We start from the raw sequence: 15,435 nt of genomic DNA on the forward strand, positions 1-15,435 counted from the left end.
AGTGTGTCCAATTGTAGGTTCTTTCGCTGTGGCGGGAGGGCGGAGGTAGTCCATGTACGAGCCGAAGGAGCCACATACTCGGCGGTCGGCATCGGCCCGGGCGTTGCGTCATCGCAGCGAATACCAGAACTCCCTCCTGGACCATCCGATCCAAGAAGAACAAGAGCCCGAAGAACGCCCCCCGGCACGCCATCAGCCTCGTCCTTCTTCGGCACCTGACTATCGACCCCGTTCGGATTATCATCGCCATCCGCCCGCCTATGAACGGGAAGATGACGACCGGATGCGATACGAGGACATTCCGTTTGAAAAACGGATCGAGGCACAGCTTCACAGCCTGACGGAGATACAGTTCACCGATATCATCCGCTGGCTGCGCAAGGGCTTTCTGCGGATCATTGCCGCCGCGATCCTCGGCGCCGTGCTCGCGCTGCTTTACGCCGCCATTGCCTCGCCGCGCTATACGGTCAGCACCGAGATCATCATCGATCCTTCCAACCTCAACGTCGTTTCCGACGACGTCTTCTCCGCCAACCCGCAGCGGGATTCCCAGCTTCTGGAGGTCGAGAGCAAATTGCGGGTACTGACGTCTCGCAACGTGCTGACCAAGGTCATCAACGATCTCAACCTCACGGAAGACCCGGAATTCAACCGCCCCGGACGGCTCGACGGCCTGCGCAACCTCATTTCGTCGCCGTCCGCGCCCGAGAACAGGCAGCTGAGCGTCCTGCGGCAACTCGAAAAGCAGATTACCGCGACCCGCGACGACGGCTGCGTTCGTCGTCGTCCTTTCCGTATGGACGGGAGACGTCGACAAGTCGATCAAGCTGTCGAACGCGATCGTCTCGGCCTTCGAAGGCGAACTGTTCAAATCCTCCTCGGCCAGCGCCGGCCAGCTTGCAATCGGCCTCAACAGCCGGCTCGACGAACTGCGCCGTTCCGTCACGCAAGCCGAGGAGAAGGTCGAGCAGTTCAAGCGCCAGAACGACCTGCAATCGACGGCCGGCGAACTCACCAGCACCCGTATTTCCGGCGCGCTCGACACCCAGGTTCTCGACGCCCAGCAACGGCTGATTCAGGCCGATACTCGCTATAAGCAGCTGCAGGCGGCCTATGCCGACAGGCGGGTTGCGAACTCGGCTGTCTTCGACTCTGCCACCATGGTCACCCTGCGCGCCAGCTATAGCGCCTTGCAGCAGCAGATCAGCTCGATGACGCTCGTCTATGGCGCCCGCCACCCGCGCCTAGTCGCTCTGCAGTCTGAACTTGCCTCCGTCGATCGCGCGATCTCAGAGGAAGCTGCCCGTCTTCTCCAGTCCGTCAAGACCGATGTCGATCAGGCAAACAACGCTCTTCAGGAACTGCGCCGCAAATCCGACGCCTCGCGCTCGACCGTGTTTACCGAAAACGACGCCCAGGTGCGCCTGCGCGAGCTTGAGAGGGATGCCCGTTCCAAGGCAGCCGTCTACGAAACCTATCTGTCGCGAACGCACCAGATCAGCGAACGTCAGCAGATCGATACCAGCAATGTCCGCGTGATTTCGCCGCCGGTGCCGCCGCAATCGAAGAGCTGGCCGCCAAGCTCGCTGCTGCTGATGGTCGGCGGCGCTTTCGCCGGCGCCGTTTTCGGCGTGCTGATGGCACTCACATTCGGCCTGTTCGGCCATATGCGCGAAGCCGGCCGCGAATTCGCCTGAAGCTTCTACTTCTTCGGAACCAGCGCCTCGTGCAGTTCCGGCAGCCACGACTTGGTGGTCGGGTCCCAGGGGCCGAATTCGTGCGACGCGAAATCCCAGTAGGCCCAGCTCATGCCGCGTTTCTCGACCTCTTCCCGGATGATCCGGGTATAGGTCACCCGGTCGGGATAATAGGCGAGCGAGTTGGAGCCGAATTCACCGACGAAAATCGGCCGATCGTTCTTTTTCCCCCACTCGACCGCCATGTCGAGAGGCGTCCTGATCTCCTCGATCTGCGCCTTTTCGCAGCAGGCCGTGCCGAGCCAGGGCCTGGATCCCTCGATCCAGCTTGCGCCCTGCATCGTGAATTTGAACGGTGCGTAGTTGTGTATGGTGACGATCAGGCGGCGGTCGTCGGCTGGGATTGCGAACTTATTTAGCCCCCAGGCAGTGCTCCACTCTGCCGGATCGACAATCAGGAAGCGGTGGGGATTTGTCCTGCGGATCATCGCAAGCGCCTGGGCGAGCAAATCGTTCCAGACCTCCTCCGTCTTGCCGTGCGGTTCGTTGTAGATCTCAAACAGCACCTTGTCGTTGGGCAGGCTCTGATATCGCCGTGCAAGCTGTTCCCAGATCGACAGGAAACGCTCGCGGCTCTTCTCAACACCGATCGCGACCTCCTCCGCCTCCAGAGGATCGCCATCCATCTCATGATAATGGTGGAAGTCGATGATGATATTGAGACCCCGGGACAGTGCGTTGTTGATCGCAAAGTCGACGCGCTTCATGAAAGGCTCGTCGAGCTTGTAGGGCTCCGAGACGGCCGTATGGCTGCTGAAACGGACTGGCAGCCGAATGGTCTGGAACCCGCCCTCCCTGACTGCCGCGAACAGCTCCGTGGAAAGCCGCCCTCCCCAGGCGCCCTCACTCGGCGCCTCCAGCGTTCCCCCGAAATTGACCCCTCGCCCCAGCGCCTTGGCTTGATCGGCCGCGGTCAGTCCGGCGATTTCGGGCGCGCGGGCGTCCGAAAATGGTTTCAGCACGAAATTCTGCGCCTGCGCACCGGCAATCCCGAGCGCCATCAGCATCAGAGATCCGGCAAGCCGCGCCACCATCCTCAGCATTCAAGATCTCCAGTCGTCTGTAAAAGAGCGCCGTCGGATTGCTTCATGACGGGCAAAGTCCGGTTCGACGCAGGTAAGGTCAAGCAACCGGGCGGAAGTTTATCCGGTTATGATGAACGCCCGGAATATCACACGGCCGCACTTTCGCGTCGCGGGCCCTCCAAACCAGACGCCCAATCGCTCTCGACGAACCTCGCAGCAGCCGTTGCCGGGATATGGATGCTGGCGAGATTCGGCGGTTTCTGTTACGATTCGCGCGCGAAGAGAACGCGGCGGCGGATGGATGGCGAGAGACACGGACGAAGTTGCGTCTTCTGGAAATTTTGGCGCAACGCTACTGTTTTGCTGTGTCGGGTGCTTCTACTGGATCACCCTGACGCCTTTCGTCGACACCAGCGTCAATCCGGCTTTGGCGAAGCCAGCTCTCTGGAGCCAGCTGCTCGCCTATATGCTGTTCCTGATCGTGGTTGTCTATGCGATGACCCCGAGGGTGCGGAGCGTCATCTTCCAGCCCCGCCTGCTGCTGACGCTCGTATTCGGATGGCTGTTTCTGACGGCGGCGCTTTCCGTGGATCCTCTCGGGGCCGTGCGGCGCGTTCTGATTGCGCTGACCGTCTGCATCAGCGCCAACGCATTTCTGATGCTGCCGAAGGGCGAAAACCAGTTTGCAAGGCTGGCCGGCGGCGGCGTGATGCTGATCGTCGGCCTTTGTTATTTCGGAGTGCTGTTTCTCCCGAGCCTCGCCATCCATCAGCTGACCGATTTTCTCGAACCCCAGCATGCGGGGCGCTGGAAGGGAATTTACGTCCAGAAGAATGAGACGGGCGTCGTCATGGCGCTCTCCTGCTTCGTCGGCATCTACCTGATGTCGGCCTGGTCTCGGATCATCGGGCTGCTCCTGATCGTGGCAAGCTGCCTGTTCCTGCTGAAGACCGGTGCCAAGACTTCGACCGCGATGCTGCCGGGCATCTTCCTCCTCAGTATTTTCTTCGAGCGCTGGCGCTGGATCCGCATTCCCGTCGTCTTCGGTGGGGTAGGCCTGCTTAATCTGGCGACTGTCGGCGTGTCGACGATTGCGCCACTGAGGGAGATCGTCGCAGCAACGGGGATCGACACCACCTATACGGCACGCGCCGATATCTGGCGGCTGGCGCTTGATGCTATTGCACAGCATCCGATCACCGGTTATGGCTTCGGCTCGTTCTGGGGCGCAGAGAGCCTCGTCAACAGCGATATGCGCACCTTGAATTGGGCCGTGCGCGCGGTGGATGCCCACAATGCCTATGTCGATGCCTCCATGAACGCCGGCATACCGGGATTGATATTGATGGTGATATGGGTCTTGGCTACTCCCCTTAAAAATCTGGCGGCAATCGACGCCGCAAAGAATTTCACGCCGCTCACCAGGCTTTTTTTGAGGATCTGGCTTTTCTCGATCTTTCTGGCCTGCCTCGAAAGCATCTTCCTCGCACGGTCGGGACCGATCTGGTTCACGATGATGGTTGCCATGTTCGGCCTTGGCTACCAGGCCCGCTACCGCATCATAGCCTCCAGGAAGGCCGAGCCCGCCTATGGACCAGCGTACGCCTGAAATGTCTGAGCAAGCACCTGCAAAACAACGGCGAACCTCAGTCTTCGGCATCGAGTTCTCCACCTGGGACGCCGGCAGGATCGTCGATGCCATCGTCACTGAACCGGTTCCTGCCGGAGAAGGCCTGCGACTGCTGGTGACCGCCAACCTCGATCACATCGTGCAACTGAACAGGAATGCCGCCTTCAAGGCCGCCTACGACAAGGCCTGGCTGACAACTGTCGACGGAGCTCCCGTCTTCCTCTATGCGCGGCTGCGTGGGCTCGACGTCCCCGGCCGTATCACCGGCGCCGATCTGTTTCCCGAGATCATCGAGCGCCTGAAGCCGGGCATACACCGGCCCCTGCTTTTATGCTCGAGCGAAACCACCGCTGCTATCCTGGATGAAAAACTGCGCGCGCTCGGCTTTTCCGAACACGTCATCGTCACGGCACCGCCGGCCTTCGAGCGGAACGAGGTGTTTGGCCGGGAATTGGTGTCCAAGCTCCGGAAAAACCGGGTGACCCATATCTTCTTCGGCATCGGTGCCCCGAAGTCCGAGATCTGGATGGACAGGCACCGCGCCGATCTTCCCGATTGCTACGGCTTCGGTTTTGGCGCCGGGCTCGACTTCTATGCCGGCGTCAAATCGCGTGCTCCGGTCTTCCTGCGGAAAGCTGGGCTGGAATTCCTCTGGCGCGTCGCGACAGAACCGCGTCGCCTGGCACGGCGTTATTTCATCACGTCCTGGGCGTTCTGCTGGGCCGTGTACAAGGATCTCACGGCCGACCGGCGTTAGAGGCGCGGGAGGACGCCCTTTCAGGCGACGCCGATCCGCTTCAGCGTATCAATCACGGTCTCGACCTTGATGCCGCGCCGGCGTACCTTGTCGACCACTTGCGAGAAGAAAGCCGGCGAGCAGCCGATATTTGTCGGATCCTCGCGCACATCGTGGGTATAGAAGATCAGCCAGCCGCGGCGCCGCTCGACATCGTCCAGCATCCTGTCGATCGACGACGAATTGTTGCTGCAGTCATAGAGTTCCTGCGCTTTCAGATGCGCAAGATCGATGAGGCCGGAATTGGTGCCGACCTTGATGCCCCGCAGGCCCGGATAGTGATGCATCAGCGCCAGCTTGGACGGAACCGAAATCATCCCGAAAGGATAAGCGAACGAAACCGGCCTTGCAGAGCCGACGATCCGGGCGATCTCTTCATCATTCCGCCTGACATCGGCCATCAGATCGCGACGCGGCGTCTTCTGGACGTTGATATGGCCATGCGTGTGGCCGCCGATCTCGTGTCCCCGGTCCGAAAGCGTCGCGACCATCTCCTCATCGACGATCAGCTGGCCGTTTTCGACGCGCTGCATCAGGCCGCTCGCGAGATAGAACGTGCCGAGCATGCCCGCATCCTCAAGAGCGGGCGCCGCATTTTCGAAGACCGAGACAGGAAAGTCGTCGAAGGTGAAAGCAACGACGGGTGCATCCAGTTTCAACAGGTGCGGGCGAAAATAGACATGCCGCCCGATCTTGCGGGATACGCCTGCCAGTATCTCCGAACCGGACATTTCCCAGAGTTTCGGCTTTTTCATCTACCCCCATCCATTGCAATCGGATCTCCCAGAGCCTGAAAACATAACCTCAAATACTTACGGTTGTCTCAACCTCAGGCACCGCAGAAATGGCACTTCCCGCTATCCCTGCGGCCTGAAGAAGATGGATGAACCTTTCGGCCGATTTCTCGACGCTGAATTCCGCCGCTCGGGCCTGGAGAACTGCGCTTTCAAGCGGGTGGTCGAGTGTCTCGGCCATGGCCTGCGCAAGCGCGGCCGCGTCGCCGACCGTCACCAGCCGTCCAAGCCCTCCGCCTTTCAGGATCTCGCGCGGACCATAGGGCGCATCCGTCGCGACGACGGGCACGCCGCAGGCCATGGCCTCGATCAGGGCATTCCCCAGCCCCTCGTGCGAAGAGGACGATACGAAAAGCGAAGCCTGCGACACGACTGACAACGGGTCCGGATTGTGTCCCGGCAAGCTGACGTCCCGCGATAGATCCAAGGCTTCGATCAAAGCCTCGAGGTTACCGCGCTCATCGCCTTCCCCGACGATCGTCAGCCGCGCCGCGCGCATCCTCCTGAGCTGCGCGAAAGCCTCGATCAGCGTCGCATATCCCTTTTCCGGGGAGAGCCTGCCGACCGAGACGATGTGGCCCGGTTCCGGCGAGCGGCCAAGTTGTCCGATCCGCTGCCGCATCTGCGGTGTCAGAACGGCATTGGTTCCAAGATTGGCGACCTTCGCCGCCGGCACTCCAAAACGGTCGATGAGATCGTTTCGCGCACCCGCCGTCAGCGTCAGCACGAGATCGGCGCGCGGATAGGCAAACCGGATCAGCCTGTAGGCCAGCCGGTTCTGCCAGTAGGGATCACCCGTTCGCGCCTGCAGGGGGCTTGCCACCTCCCGCAAGACGATCGACGGCCGCGTTTCCTTCGCAAGCCCTCGGGAGGCCAGGATCACCAGAACATTCGCCGCCGCCTCGGAAGACACCAGCGCCCTGGGGCGGGCCGTGACCAGCAACCGTCTCAATGCAGCCGGCGCGAAGGCAAGGCGCAATTTGCGGCCATTGCCGAGATCGATGACGGGAACGTCTGCGCGGATCAGGTCCCGCAAGGGACCCGAACTCTGAAGCGTGACGATTGCGCTCGGAAATCCCTGGGCCTGCAATTCGTTCGCCAGCAGGATGGCGTCACGCTGAGCACCGCCGCCATCGAAACCACGAACGAGAAAACAGATCCGGGCTGCGATCGGATCAACAATCCGAGAGCTATTCATAATCATCACATGCCCTATGATTATTGCGTTTGTTCCTGCTAAGGAAGGATCTGCATCACTCCCGGCAACGATCCGGCCTACCCTAGAGGGTTAGCGGTTAATTCTGACCAAATGCATATTATTGGGCGACGAAATTGAGCGATAGACATGCCTCGGTGTATTTAGCCTCGCGGGCGACCTCGGCCATCATCAATCTCGTGTCGGTCTCCATCTTCACGCGCGTGACCAGCGCCGACGTTTACGGCCAGTACATTATCGGATTTTCGATCTGCATGATGGTCTACAGCCTCGGCGTCCAGTGGATCGTATTCGCACATTTCGGACGATACGACCCGAGGGAAGCCGATCGGCTCGCCGGTGCGCTACTGCTGGTTTCAGGGGTCGTGATGTTGCCGGCGATCGGCGCCATATACCTCTTCTACCTGCTTGGGACACTGCATGCCGATGTCGCGGCCAGCAGCAGCCTGCTGGTGGTTTGCTTCACCTTGTATTTTGTCGCAGTGGAAATCAGCCGCGCCCACCTTCTTGTCCGGCTTGTTGCCATCGCGACCATCGCCCGCAGCGTCTTCTCCCTGATATTCGGTTGCATCGCAGTTCTTGAATTCGAGACGCCCGGCGCGCTGCTGGCAGGCGTAGGGCTGGGTTACGCCCTGGGTTCCGTGCCGGTTTTCCGGCATTTCAGCCGCACCATATGGGCATCCGGCTTCGTCTGGCCGCGAAGCAGCGACGTGCGCAGGATGTGGCGCTACGGATGGCCGCTTGCCATAGCCTTCGGCGCCTCCGCGGCCGCCATGAATGTCGACCGGCTGCTCCTGGCCGGCCTCTATAACACCAGCACCGTCGCACCTTACGGGACCGTGCTCGACCTCATGAAGCAGACCTTCCTGGTCCTGGCCGAGGCGATCAGCGCGGGATATATTTCAAGCGCCAAGAACCTTCACACCGAGGGAAAGGGCTCGGACGCGCGCCATACCCTCAAGCGCGCCTTCATTACCCAGTGCTATATCGTCATTTTCGGCACGGTATCCTTCATCCTGCTCGGCGACGTCGTCTTTGCGGTCCTCCTGGCTCCGAGCTATCTGCCGGTCGTCACCCAGATCATGCCGATCCTGCTCGTCGCAAATGCGCTTCTCGTCATGCGTTCCCACTATTTCGGCCAGGTGATTTATTTCAGCGGGACAACGAACCTGGAACTGGTCGCGTCCGTCGCAATGTTGGCGGTCACCGGTACGCTGAGCTACCTGCTGATCCCTTCATATGCCGCAATGGGCGCCGCCATTGCCTTCACGCTCGGGCAGGCGGCGGCGCTGTTGATCTGCCTGATCTACGCGTCCGGAAACCTGCGCATGCCTCTCGACCTGCCGCGGGGCAGCCTGCTGCTGGCGCTGGGCATAGCTCTGGTGGCCGTCGGTAAGGGTGTCCAGTTCGTGGCGGCGGAGCCGGCTGCAAGCGCCGTCAACTTCGTGCTGATCGGCATCGCCAGCGCCTATATCGCCCTGCGCTGGAACCTGTTCGATGCCCGTTCGCTGCTTCAGCGTTTTTATCCGCGACGGCGCTAGCCGGCCTCGGAGCGCAGGAAATTCGTATACCGCTCCAGCATCAGCTCCCGGCTATGATGCTCGCGATGCAATCGCGCGAAATCGCCGCGAAGCTGCGCGTCCGGATAATTCGCAGCGAGGTCTTTGACCGCATCGGCAAGAGCGGTCGCATCGCAGGGCGGATGGAACCGCGTCATGGATGCGTTTTCATGACCGTTGCCGATGCAAAGCACCTCGCGCAGAACCGGGAGATCGGACGCAACAACGGGTAAACCAGCCATCGAAGCCTCAACCCCTGCAAGGCCGAAAGTCTCCCAGATCGAGGGAAACACATAGATATTGCCGGCTCCCAGGATGTCACCGAGCTCATCCCGATCAATGGAGCCCACCAGATGGACACGCTCAGCCACATCGAGGGCGCACGCCTTGTCTTCAAGCGCCATGCGGTTGGGGCCATCGCCGGCGATGATCAGGTACATTCCCGGCAGCAGCCGGAGCGCCTCCACCAATACGCCATGATCTTTCTGATCCACCAGCCCTCCCAGTCGCGACCAGCACGAATGCGTCCGGCGGAATGGAAAGGCGCTGCCGCCAGTCGACCGCTGCACGCGCTGGCGGAATGGGATCGACACCGTGCGGGATCAGAATGAACCGCCGCCGGTAGACCGCAGGCCATTTGCCGAACGAAGCGCTGGTCGATACGGAATTGGATACGAAATGGGTAAAGATTCCCGTCGAGCCGAACAGCCAGTCGAGCGCTTTCCAATGCCGGCGAATACCCTCGGGCGCTGCGGTATGATGGGCAGCGCGCACAGGCACACGGCCGAGAAAGCCGAGGAATCCGCCGAAGACGGAGGCTGCCGCCTGATAGGTGAATATCGCGTCGTACTTTCGGGAGAGGATGGACCATCCGAGGTGCGCAAGATTGCGAAGCGTGGCGACCGTCCCATGACCGGTATCGAGAGGCAGGGTCTGCACGTCGAAACCCCGGGCATGCAATCCGGTTTCGACCATTTGCACAAGTGTCCGCACGCCACCCATCTTGTCATGGGTGACGAGTTGGAGGATCCGCATCCCCGAAGGATTTAGCGTATCGGCAGCTTCTGGAAAAGCGGAGCTGAATTCGTGCCTCATGACCGGAACCTAGGGCTGAAATCTTAAAATCTGTGAAGAGAGATCATTCACATTCCTCCTATCCGATTTTTCGCGGATCAAAAACTCTCCTGCGCGGTTTTGCCTGATGAGCAAAACAGAAACAGGAGGCAGATCCCATGGCCAAAGCCAGTTCGAAACGGATGGGCGCAGGAACGCAGGGAAAAAGCAGCGGCAACGGCGCCATGACGGACATCGACAAGAGGACTCTTCCTGAAAACAAAGTGCTGTCAAACCGCGACAAGGCGCAGCATTCGAGGGAACGCGGACTGGACAGCAAAATGGTACAGACCGAGCAGTTTCACGATCACGAGGCGAATCATCTCAGCGACTGAATAAGCGCCTACATTCATGACTGCTTGAGAAAGGATCTTGAGCCTCAGCAGAGGGCGCCATTCGGCTTTCCGCCTTGCAAAGTGGAAGAGAAGTAGTAGTCTTTAGCTATCACCGGCATAGGAGAAATAGCGCGCTGGCGACTGGAAGACAGGAAGCGCTTTCGCCACCTTTTGGGAGGCTGAAAATATGAACGCAGCAATCCTGACCAATACTTTCGAACCGACGGAATTGGCATTCCTTCAACGCTTGTTCGACAAAATCTGTGCAGAGCGCGGACTTGTCGGCGGCAGCCTTGCCGCAAACAATCTCGCAGCGCAGATGATTCAGCTTTATCAACAGGGTGTGCGCGATCCACGAGATCTGCAGGTCTATCTGGACCCGGATGCACCCATAAGAACCTGATATTTCGTGCCAGCCGCAACCGCCGCGGCTGGCCCCTATTCCGCTTCAGCGCTTCACGCTATCTCTTGGCCATCAGGTCCCGCTCGTCCCGCATCAGGAATACGCGGGTGATGGCATCGAGATTGGCTTCCAGCCAGTTCGCCATTGCGATCTCTTCGCCCAGAATACGTTCGAAGACGGTCTTTGCTTCCATTTCATCGAGTTCGTCGGCCGCTGCAATCAGAACCTTGTAGCTGGCGATCTCCATGTGTTCGAAGGCATAACTTGCCATCGCTCCCTTGACCACCTCGTCACTGGTCAACATGCCGCCGACGCCCTGCGCTTTGGCCGCCAGCTTGGCCGCCATGTCCTTGAGTGCCAATGCGCTGCCGGTTCCGGAAAATTGATCCAGAAGCGCCTTCAGCGCCTGGGCGTGCTTCTCCGTCTCGTGCAGATGCTGGACAATCCTTGCCTTGAGGTCCGGATAGCTTTCGATCCGCCTGGATTGAGCTGAGAGCGTGATGATTGCCTGCTCCTCCATGGCATGCGCCGCACGCAGCCAGGCGAGGAAGTTGTCTCGGGCATGGGTCATTCGCTTCTCCTCGCAAATCGGTTGCCACCAGAACGCGGATGAATGGCAAGATGGCAGGATTCAACCCCTGAAAGCATCCGAAGTTCCTCTTCGCCTCAATGCGTTGGAACATTTGCCCCCATCTGCGAATTGTCCGGCGATAACTTCACCAGCACAGAGGCGAGATCATGTCACGCGAGACGAGGGCAAATTCGATCATCGGAGGCGTTATTATAGTGCTCCTCTTGATGGCTGTCGGCTATTATTTCACCGGCACGTCGGATAATACGGCGCAGGCGCCGACACCTCCGGCGACCAACGACACCGCGCAGAAGCCGGCACCAGCACCGGCTCCCGGCACGGATCCGACGAGCACCGGCTCCACCAACCGGTAGGGCAATTCGCGAGGAACAATCGCCATGCCGGGTGGTTGTGGAATGAGTAACAGGGAGTTTTCCATGATACCCGATCCTCGCGAACCCAGCGAACGGCCGCCTATGCCGGCCCCTGTTTGGAAACCGGAACCCCCGATCGGCGAACCGGAACCGGACCGGCTGCCGGACGAGACGCCGCTGCCCAATCCGGATGAAAACCCCAATCCGCCAGTTTATATGCCGCCCGGCAGCCTGGCTTTCAGTTGAAGAGGTACCGGCGCCGTAAGCGCCGGCAGATCGACCATGAACATCCATAGCCATACGCATTCAGACCGTAGAGAAATGCAGAGCGAGAACAGCCAGAGACACCTGGCGGGCGGGCTTTGGAAGCTGCTGATCGCCGCAATTCTCATCCTCCTCGGGCTCATCGTCGCGATGGAGGTATTGGGAGACAGCAACAACGGTTTCGTTGCCCCCAATCCAGCTCAGCAGACCGTTCTCGAATAACGCCTCACCTTGCATCCATCCGGGTCGGCACATGAACTCAACCTTGGAACAAAGGATAAAATCCGCGCGTTCATCTGTCATCCTATGACGAGGTGGCGCAGGTGGACGCAACGACGCAATCACTCCCGACCCTAAAAATGTCATTCGCGTTCGACCCAATCATCCGACCGGGCCGCAACGCATGGCGCAGTGCGAGGGCAAAAAAACTCGCCTTCCTGATCGATGCCGACGATTATTACCGCCGACTGGATCAGGTGCTTAGACAGGCGGAACGTTCGGTCTTCATCATCGGCTGGGATTTCAATCCCGACATTCTCCTTCGTCCCCGCGGTCCGGACGGAGAGACCCTCGGCGCACTGCTGCACAGGATGGTCGAGGAAAAACCTTCGCTTGAAATCCGCATCCTGGTCTGGGGCATGGGCCCGGTCTACTCCGGCAAGAGCCTGAAGATGTTCGGCAGGATGGGCTGGAACGATCATCCGCGCATTTTCCTGCATTTCGACTTCGATCATCCGCTGCGCGCCAGCCATCACCAGAAAATCGTCGTGATCGACGACGGGACAGCCTTCCTCGGCGGCATCGACCTGACCGCCCGTCGGTGGGACGACCGCAGCCACGCAACAGTCAACCCGCTTCGCCGGGCTCCGGACGGAGCCGCCTATGGCCCTGTCCACGACATGCAGGCGATCGTGACCGGTGATACGGCAAAGCTGATCGGCGATGTCGCCCGCCGCCGGTGGAAGAAGGCGACCCGAGAAACGCTTGCGCCACTTGATACGCATAGCGCGCCTCCCTGGCCAGCAGACCTGGAACCGGCCCTGACCGACTGCAACACCGGTCTGGCGCTGACCGAAGCCTGGAAATGGAAGGGCCGCCGCGGCCACCGCGAGGCGATACGGCTGACCCACGACGCGCTGAAGGCAGCAAAAAGCCACCTCTATATCGAAACCCAGTATCTCGCCTCCTTCGGCGTGGCGCGGACGCTTGCCAGACAGTTGAGGAAAGCAGACGGCCCCGAAATCCTCGTGATCGTTACGCGCGAATCCCACGGCTTCCTGGAAAAGCTGATGATGGGCCACAACCGCAACCGGCTGATCCGCCGCCTGAAGCGCGCGGATCGTTATGGACGGCTGCGGGTTTTCTATGCCGTGGTTTCCGACGGCGACGGCAGGGAGCAGGAGATCATCGTTCACTCGAAACTGATCATCGTCGACGACCGGTTCGTGCGCGTCGGCTCTTCCAATCTCAACAATCGCTCGGAAGGCCTGGACACTGAGGCGGACCTTGCGATCGAAACCTCTCAACCGGCGGGCCGACAGGCGATCGCGGCACTGCGCAACGAGCTGATCGCCGAACACCTCGACGCCCAACCGGCGGAAGTCACGCGGATCATCGCGGAAACCGGCTCCATGCTGGCGGCCGTCGATCGGCTGAACGTCAAGCCGCGTGGCTTGCGGAGCTACGACGTCGATACGGACAAAGGCGAAACGGAATCTCTGGTCGGCACGGGGATCATCGACCCGAAACAGCCCTTCTGGCCGATCCCGGAAATCAAGGCCGGTTTCCGGCGGCTTTTCGCCCGCCTGTCACATTACCGTCTGCTCTAGGAACCTGCCGCCCCGATGACGATAATAAGCCTCGGTGACGAGCAGCGTCGGCACGCCGACCGTGAGCGGTACGAAAAAATAAAGCACGCGGAAGGCAATCAGTGCACCGATCGAAGCGGATGTCGGCAGGATCCCGAGCATGGTCGCCTCCAGCACGCCGAGCCCGCCCGGCACATGGCTGATCAGCGCGGCCAGGTTGGCAGTGACGTAGGCGCTGGCCACATCCATGTAACCGGCATCGGTAAAGCTCGCCAGAAGCTGCTGGATGGATGCCGTGACGCAGGCGAAGTTCAGCGTGCCGATGATGATCTGGCCGAGCGCAAGCTGTATCGCCGGCGGTTCGAAACGCCAGTTGCGCACGACAAGCGGACGGCGCACGAAGGCGCAGATGATGAGATAGGCGACAGGCCCGGCCAGGCAGAGCAGGCCGACCGCCAGCCGTGCCGTGCGGTCGAGGCCCAGCAGGTCCACCGCATCGCCGGGTTGGAGCAGCAACGCCAGTCCGGCGAGCGTTCCAAGACCGAGGCCGACGGTCACCCCGCAGAACACGATGACTTTGGCAATCTCCTCTCCAGTCAGCCCCCAGCGCGTGTAGAACCGGTAGCGCACGGCACCGCTGCTGAGCGCGGAAAGCCCGACATTGTGACCGATCGACAGAGCCGTGAAGGACGCGAGCGAAGTCTGGCGCAAGAGAAGCGGCTTGCCCGCATACCGCACGGCAAGCGCATCGAACCCACCAAGGCAGAGATAGGAGAGGATGACGAAAAAGAAGGCAGTCGCCAGCCGCAAACCGGCGATCGACCGGACCGATTCCTCGATCTCGTCGACCGTGTAGCGACCGAGACTGCGATAGACGAGGAAGGCCGCCAGGCAGATCGCAACGCCGAGCAGAAACTTGAGCAGATGGCGTCTGGCGATCATGGTCCCTCTCGTAAACGGCTGTATAACAATGGGAACGAAACCGGGCCCGAGGTGTTCCCAGCGCCATGACGGATCAGATATTGCCAGCCGAGGCCGGCCCCGCCCCGGCCCAGCCTTTGAAGACAAGGCATCGCCTGAAAATCCTGAGTTATAATGTGCATAGCTGCATCGGTACCGATCGCCGGCTCGACCCCGCCCGGGTGGCCGAGGTCATCTCGGCCCTGGAACCGGATATCATCGGATTGCAGGAATTGGATGTCGGCCGCAACCGCACCGGCGGGATAGATCAGGCGCATACGATTGCGTCTCTTCTACGGATGGAATTCCATTTCCACGCTGCACTCAACGTCGCCGAAGAGCGTTATGGCGATGCGATCCTGACGGCCCTTCCGGCAAGAATGGTCAAGGGTGCCGGCCTGTCCTCGCATGGGGAGCAGCGCGGCGCCGTCTGGGTGGAAATAGAGGTCGGCGAGCACAAGCTGCAGGTCTTCAATACCCATCTCGGCCTGCTGGGCGGCGACCGGATGCGCCAGATCGGCGAGATCCTCGGGCCGTCCTGGATGGGGGCCCCGGATTGCCAGGGCAAGCCGAAGATCCTGATCGGCGATTTCAACGCAACTCCCGTGACTGCGACCTACAAGGCCGTCGCCCGCCAGATGGCGGACGCGCCGCTTGTCAGCGGGGGAAGGCCCAAGCCCACTTTCCCATCGCGTCTGCCGCTCCTGAGGATAGACCACGTCTTCGTCTCCGGCGAAGTCACGCCCATCGCCACGCAGGTCGTGTCGACCCCGCTTTCCCGCCGGGCCTCCGATCATCTGCCGCTTCTGGTCACTGTCGAGCTCTGATCC

The 15,435-nt window shown here is 60.6% G+C and carries 19 protein-coding genes; 11 read left to right on the forward strand and 8 right to left on the reverse strand.

The genetic code is table 11. The features are described from left to right. Positions 1-52: 52 nt before the first annotated feature. Positions 53-1,096 carry a Wzz/FepE/Etk N-terminal domain-containing protein gene (locus ACZ9IU_RS18800; RefSeq protein WP_498957597.1) on the forward strand — a complete coding sequence of 348 codons (1,044 nt, stop codon included), beginning with the start codon at positions 53-55 and terminating at the stop codon, positions 1,094-1,096. Between the two features lie 64 nt (positions 1,097-1,160). Beyond that, entirely contained in the window at positions 1,161-1,697 is a 537-nt protein-coding gene (locus ACZ9IU_RS18805; RefSeq protein WP_498957599.1) for a GNVR domain-containing protein, read from the forward strand. A gap of 5 nt (positions 1,698-1,702) precedes the next feature. Here the strand turns inward: ACZ9IU_RS18805 and ACZ9IU_RS18810 are convergent, their stop codons facing one another. Beyond that, entirely contained in the window at positions 1,703-2,800 is a 1,098-nt protein-coding gene (locus tag ACZ9IU_RS18810; RefSeq protein WP_051899823.1) for a glycoside hydrolase family 5 protein, read from the reverse strand. Positions 2,801-3,083: 283 nt separating this feature from the next. Here ACZ9IU_RS18810 and ACZ9IU_RS18815 point away from each other — a divergent pair, with 283 nt between their 5' ends. Both ACZ9IU_RS18815 and ACZ9IU_RS18820 read left to right on the forward strand, forming a co-directional pair. Beyond that, a complete protein-coding gene (locus tag ACZ9IU_RS18815; RefSeq protein ID WP_051899824.1) occupies positions 3,084-4,391 on the forward strand; it encodes an O-antigen ligase family protein in 1,308 nt (435 codons plus the stop codon). 1 nt (position 4,392) lies between these two features. Further along, positions 4,393-5,169, forward strand: a complete 777-nt coding sequence (locus ACZ9IU_RS18820) for a WecB/TagA/CpsF family glycosyltransferase (RefSeq protein ID WP_051899825.1) — start codon at positions 4,393-4,395, stop codon at positions 5,167-5,169. Positions 5,170-5,189: 20 nt separating this feature from the next. Here the strand turns inward: ACZ9IU_RS18820 and ACZ9IU_RS18825 are convergent, their stop codons facing one another. Continuing rightward, positions 5,190-5,963, reverse strand: coding sequence for a polysaccharide deacetylase family protein (locus tag ACZ9IU_RS18825; RefSeq protein WP_038545727.1), 774 nt, complete (start codon positions 5,961-5,963; stop codon positions 5,190-5,192). Between the two features lie 49 nt (positions 5,964-6,012). Further along, complete coding sequence (locus tag ACZ9IU_RS18830) at positions 6,013-7,206, reverse strand: glycosyltransferase (RefSeq protein WP_080719216.1); 1,194 nt, start codon at positions 7,204-7,206, stop codon at positions 6,013-6,015. 128 nt (positions 7,207-7,334) lie between these two features. Here ACZ9IU_RS18830 and ACZ9IU_RS18835 point away from each other — a divergent pair, with 128 nt between their 5' ends. Then, the gene (locus ACZ9IU_RS18835) at positions 7,335-8,759 is read left to right on the forward strand and encodes a lipopolysaccharide biosynthesis protein (protein ID WP_157885170.1); all 1,425 of its coding nucleotides are present in this window, start codon (positions 7,335-7,337) and stop codon (positions 8,757-8,759) included. On the opposite strand, the gene ACZ9IU_RS18840 is transcribed toward ACZ9IU_RS18835, so the two are convergent. Further along, a complete protein-coding gene (locus ACZ9IU_RS18840) occupies positions 8,756-9,271 on the reverse strand; it encodes a glycosyltransferase family 4 protein (protein WP_498957605.1) in 516 nt (171 codons plus the stop codon). The two genes, ACZ9IU_RS18835 and ACZ9IU_RS18840, sit on opposite strands and share 4 nt — an antisense overlap. Next, positions 9,171-9,872 (reverse strand): glycosyltransferase family protein, encoded by a 702-nt coding sequence (locus ACZ9IU_RS18845; RefSeq protein WP_498957801.1) that lies wholly within the window; start codon positions 9,870-9,872, stop codon positions 9,171-9,173. The genes ACZ9IU_RS18840 and ACZ9IU_RS18845 overlap by 101 nt, the downstream gene beginning before the upstream one ends. A 137-nt stretch (positions 9,873-10,009) precedes the next feature. Between ACZ9IU_RS18845 and ACZ9IU_RS18850 the strand changes: the two genes are divergently transcribed. Both ACZ9IU_RS18850 and ACZ9IU_RS18855 read left to right on the forward strand, forming a co-directional pair. Further along, positions 10,010-10,225, forward strand: coding sequence for a hypothetical protein (locus ACZ9IU_RS18850; protein WP_038545733.1), 216 nt, complete (start codon positions 10,010-10,012; stop codon positions 10,223-10,225). 187 nt (positions 10,226-10,412) lie between these two features. Then, on the forward strand, positions 10,413-10,628 hold the full coding sequence (locus ACZ9IU_RS18855; RefSeq protein ID WP_038545737.1) for a hypothetical protein: 216 nt from the start codon (positions 10,413-10,415) through the stop codon (positions 10,626-10,628). A gap of 58 nt (positions 10,629-10,686) precedes the next feature. On the opposite strand, the gene ACZ9IU_RS18860 is transcribed toward ACZ9IU_RS18855, so the two are convergent. Both ACZ9IU_RS18860 and ACZ9IU_RS18865 read right to left on the reverse strand, forming a co-directional pair. Then, complete coding sequence (locus ACZ9IU_RS18860) at positions 10,687-11,199, reverse strand: ferritin-like domain-containing protein (RefSeq protein WP_038545740.1); 513 nt, start codon at positions 11,197-11,199, stop codon at positions 10,687-10,689. A 241-nt stretch (positions 11,200-11,440) separates the two neighbouring features. Next, the gene (locus ACZ9IU_RS18865) at positions 11,441-11,638 is read right to left on the reverse strand and encodes a hypothetical protein (protein ID WP_247031083.1); all 198 of its coding nucleotides are present in this window, start codon (positions 11,636-11,638) and stop codon (positions 11,441-11,443) included. 1 nt (position 11,639) lies between these two features. Here ACZ9IU_RS18865 and ACZ9IU_RS18870 point away from each other — a divergent pair, with 1 nt between their 5' ends. From ACZ9IU_RS18870 to ACZ9IU_RS18880, 3 genes are all read left to right on the forward strand, one after another. Then, positions 11,640-11,819, forward strand: coding sequence for a hypothetical protein (locus ACZ9IU_RS18870; RefSeq protein WP_247031131.1), 180 nt, complete (start codon positions 11,640-11,642; stop codon positions 11,817-11,819). A 36-nt stretch (positions 11,820-11,855) separates the two neighbouring features. Continuing rightward, entirely contained in the window at positions 11,856-12,059 is a 204-nt protein-coding gene (locus ACZ9IU_RS18875; protein WP_157885172.1) for a hypothetical protein, read from the forward strand. 137 nt (positions 12,060-12,196) lie between these two features. Next, a complete protein-coding gene (locus ACZ9IU_RS18880; RefSeq protein ID WP_051899828.1) occupies positions 12,197-13,666 on the forward strand; it encodes a phospholipase D-like domain-containing protein in 1,470 nt (489 codons plus the stop codon). Here ACZ9IU_RS18880 and ACZ9IU_RS18885 read toward each other — a convergent pair. Then, positions 13,646-14,587, reverse strand: coding sequence for a putative bifunctional lysylphosphatidylglycerol flippase/synthetase (locus ACZ9IU_RS18885; RefSeq protein ID WP_038545746.1), 942 nt, complete (start codon positions 14,585-14,587; stop codon positions 13,646-13,648). The genes ACZ9IU_RS18880 and ACZ9IU_RS18885 overlap by 21 nt on opposite strands. A gap of 65 nt (positions 14,588-14,652) precedes the next feature. Between ACZ9IU_RS18885 and ACZ9IU_RS18890 the strand changes: the two genes are divergently transcribed. Continuing rightward, positions 14,653-15,432 (forward strand): endonuclease/exonuclease/phosphatase family protein, encoded by a 780-nt coding sequence (locus ACZ9IU_RS18890; RefSeq protein WP_051899829.1) that lies wholly within the window; start codon positions 14,653-14,655, stop codon positions 15,430-15,432. Positions 15,433-15,435: the final 3 nt, after the last annotated feature.

It is taken from the genome of Mesorhizobium sp. USDA 4132 (genome assembly GCF_056279545.1).

Coding starts and splice junctions, on each gene's coding strand:
- ACZ9IU_RS18800 (WP_498957597.1), top strand. CDS start 53: ATGTACGAGCCGAAGGAGCCACATACTCGGCGGTCGGCATCGGCCCGG.
- ACZ9IU_RS18805 (WP_498957599.1), top strand. CDS start 1,161: ATGGTCACCCTGCGCGCCAGCTATAGCGCCTTGCAGCAGCAGATCAGC.
- ACZ9IU_RS18810 (WP_051899823.1), bottom strand. CDS start 2,800: ATGCTGAGGATGGTGGCGCGGCTTGCCGGATCTCTGATGCTGATGGCG.
- ACZ9IU_RS18815 (WP_051899824.1), top strand. CDS start 3,084: ATGGCGAGAGACACGGACGAAGTTGCGTCTTCTGGAAATTTTGGCGCA.
- ACZ9IU_RS18820 (WP_051899825.1), top strand. CDS start 4,393: ATGTCTGAGCAAGCACCTGCAAAACAACGGCGAACCTCAGTCTTCGGC.
- ACZ9IU_RS18825 (WP_038545727.1), bottom strand. CDS start 5,963: ATGAAAAAGCCGAAACTCTGGGAAATGTCCGGTTCGGAGATACTGGCA.
- ACZ9IU_RS18830 (WP_080719216.1), bottom strand. CDS start 7,206: ATGATTATGAATAGCTCTCGGATTGTTGATCCGATCGCAGCCCGGATC.
- ACZ9IU_RS18845 (WP_498957801.1), bottom strand. CDS start 9,872: ATGAGGCACGAATTCAGCTCCGCTTTTCCAGAAGCTGCCGATACGCTA.
- ACZ9IU_RS18850 (WP_038545733.1), top strand. CDS start 10,010: ATGGCCAAAGCCAGTTCGAAACGGATGGGCGCAGGAACGCAGGGAAAA.
- ACZ9IU_RS18855 (WP_038545737.1), top strand. CDS start 10,413: ATGAACGCAGCAATCCTGACCAATACTTTCGAACCGACGGAATTGGCA.
- ACZ9IU_RS18860 (WP_038545740.1), bottom strand. CDS start 11,199: ATGACCCATGCCCGAGACAACTTCCTCGCCTGGCTGCGTGCGGCGCAT.
- ACZ9IU_RS18865 (WP_247031083.1), bottom strand. CDS start 11,638: ATGGAAAACTCCCTGTTACTCATTCCACAACCACCCGGCATGGCGATT.
- ACZ9IU_RS18875 (WP_157885172.1), top strand. CDS start 11,856: ATGAACATCCATAGCCATACGCATTCAGACCGTAGAGAAATGCAGAGC.
- ACZ9IU_RS18880 (WP_051899828.1), top strand. CDS start 12,197: ATGTCATTCGCGTTCGACCCAATCATCCGACCGGGCCGCAACGCATGG.
- ACZ9IU_RS18885 (WP_038545746.1), bottom strand. CDS start 14,587: ATGATCGCCAGACGCCATCTGCTCAAGTTTCTGCTCGGCGTTGCGATC.
- ACZ9IU_RS18890 (WP_051899829.1), top strand. CDS start 14,653: ATGACGGATCAGATATTGCCAGCCGAGGCCGGCCCCGCCCCGGCCCAG.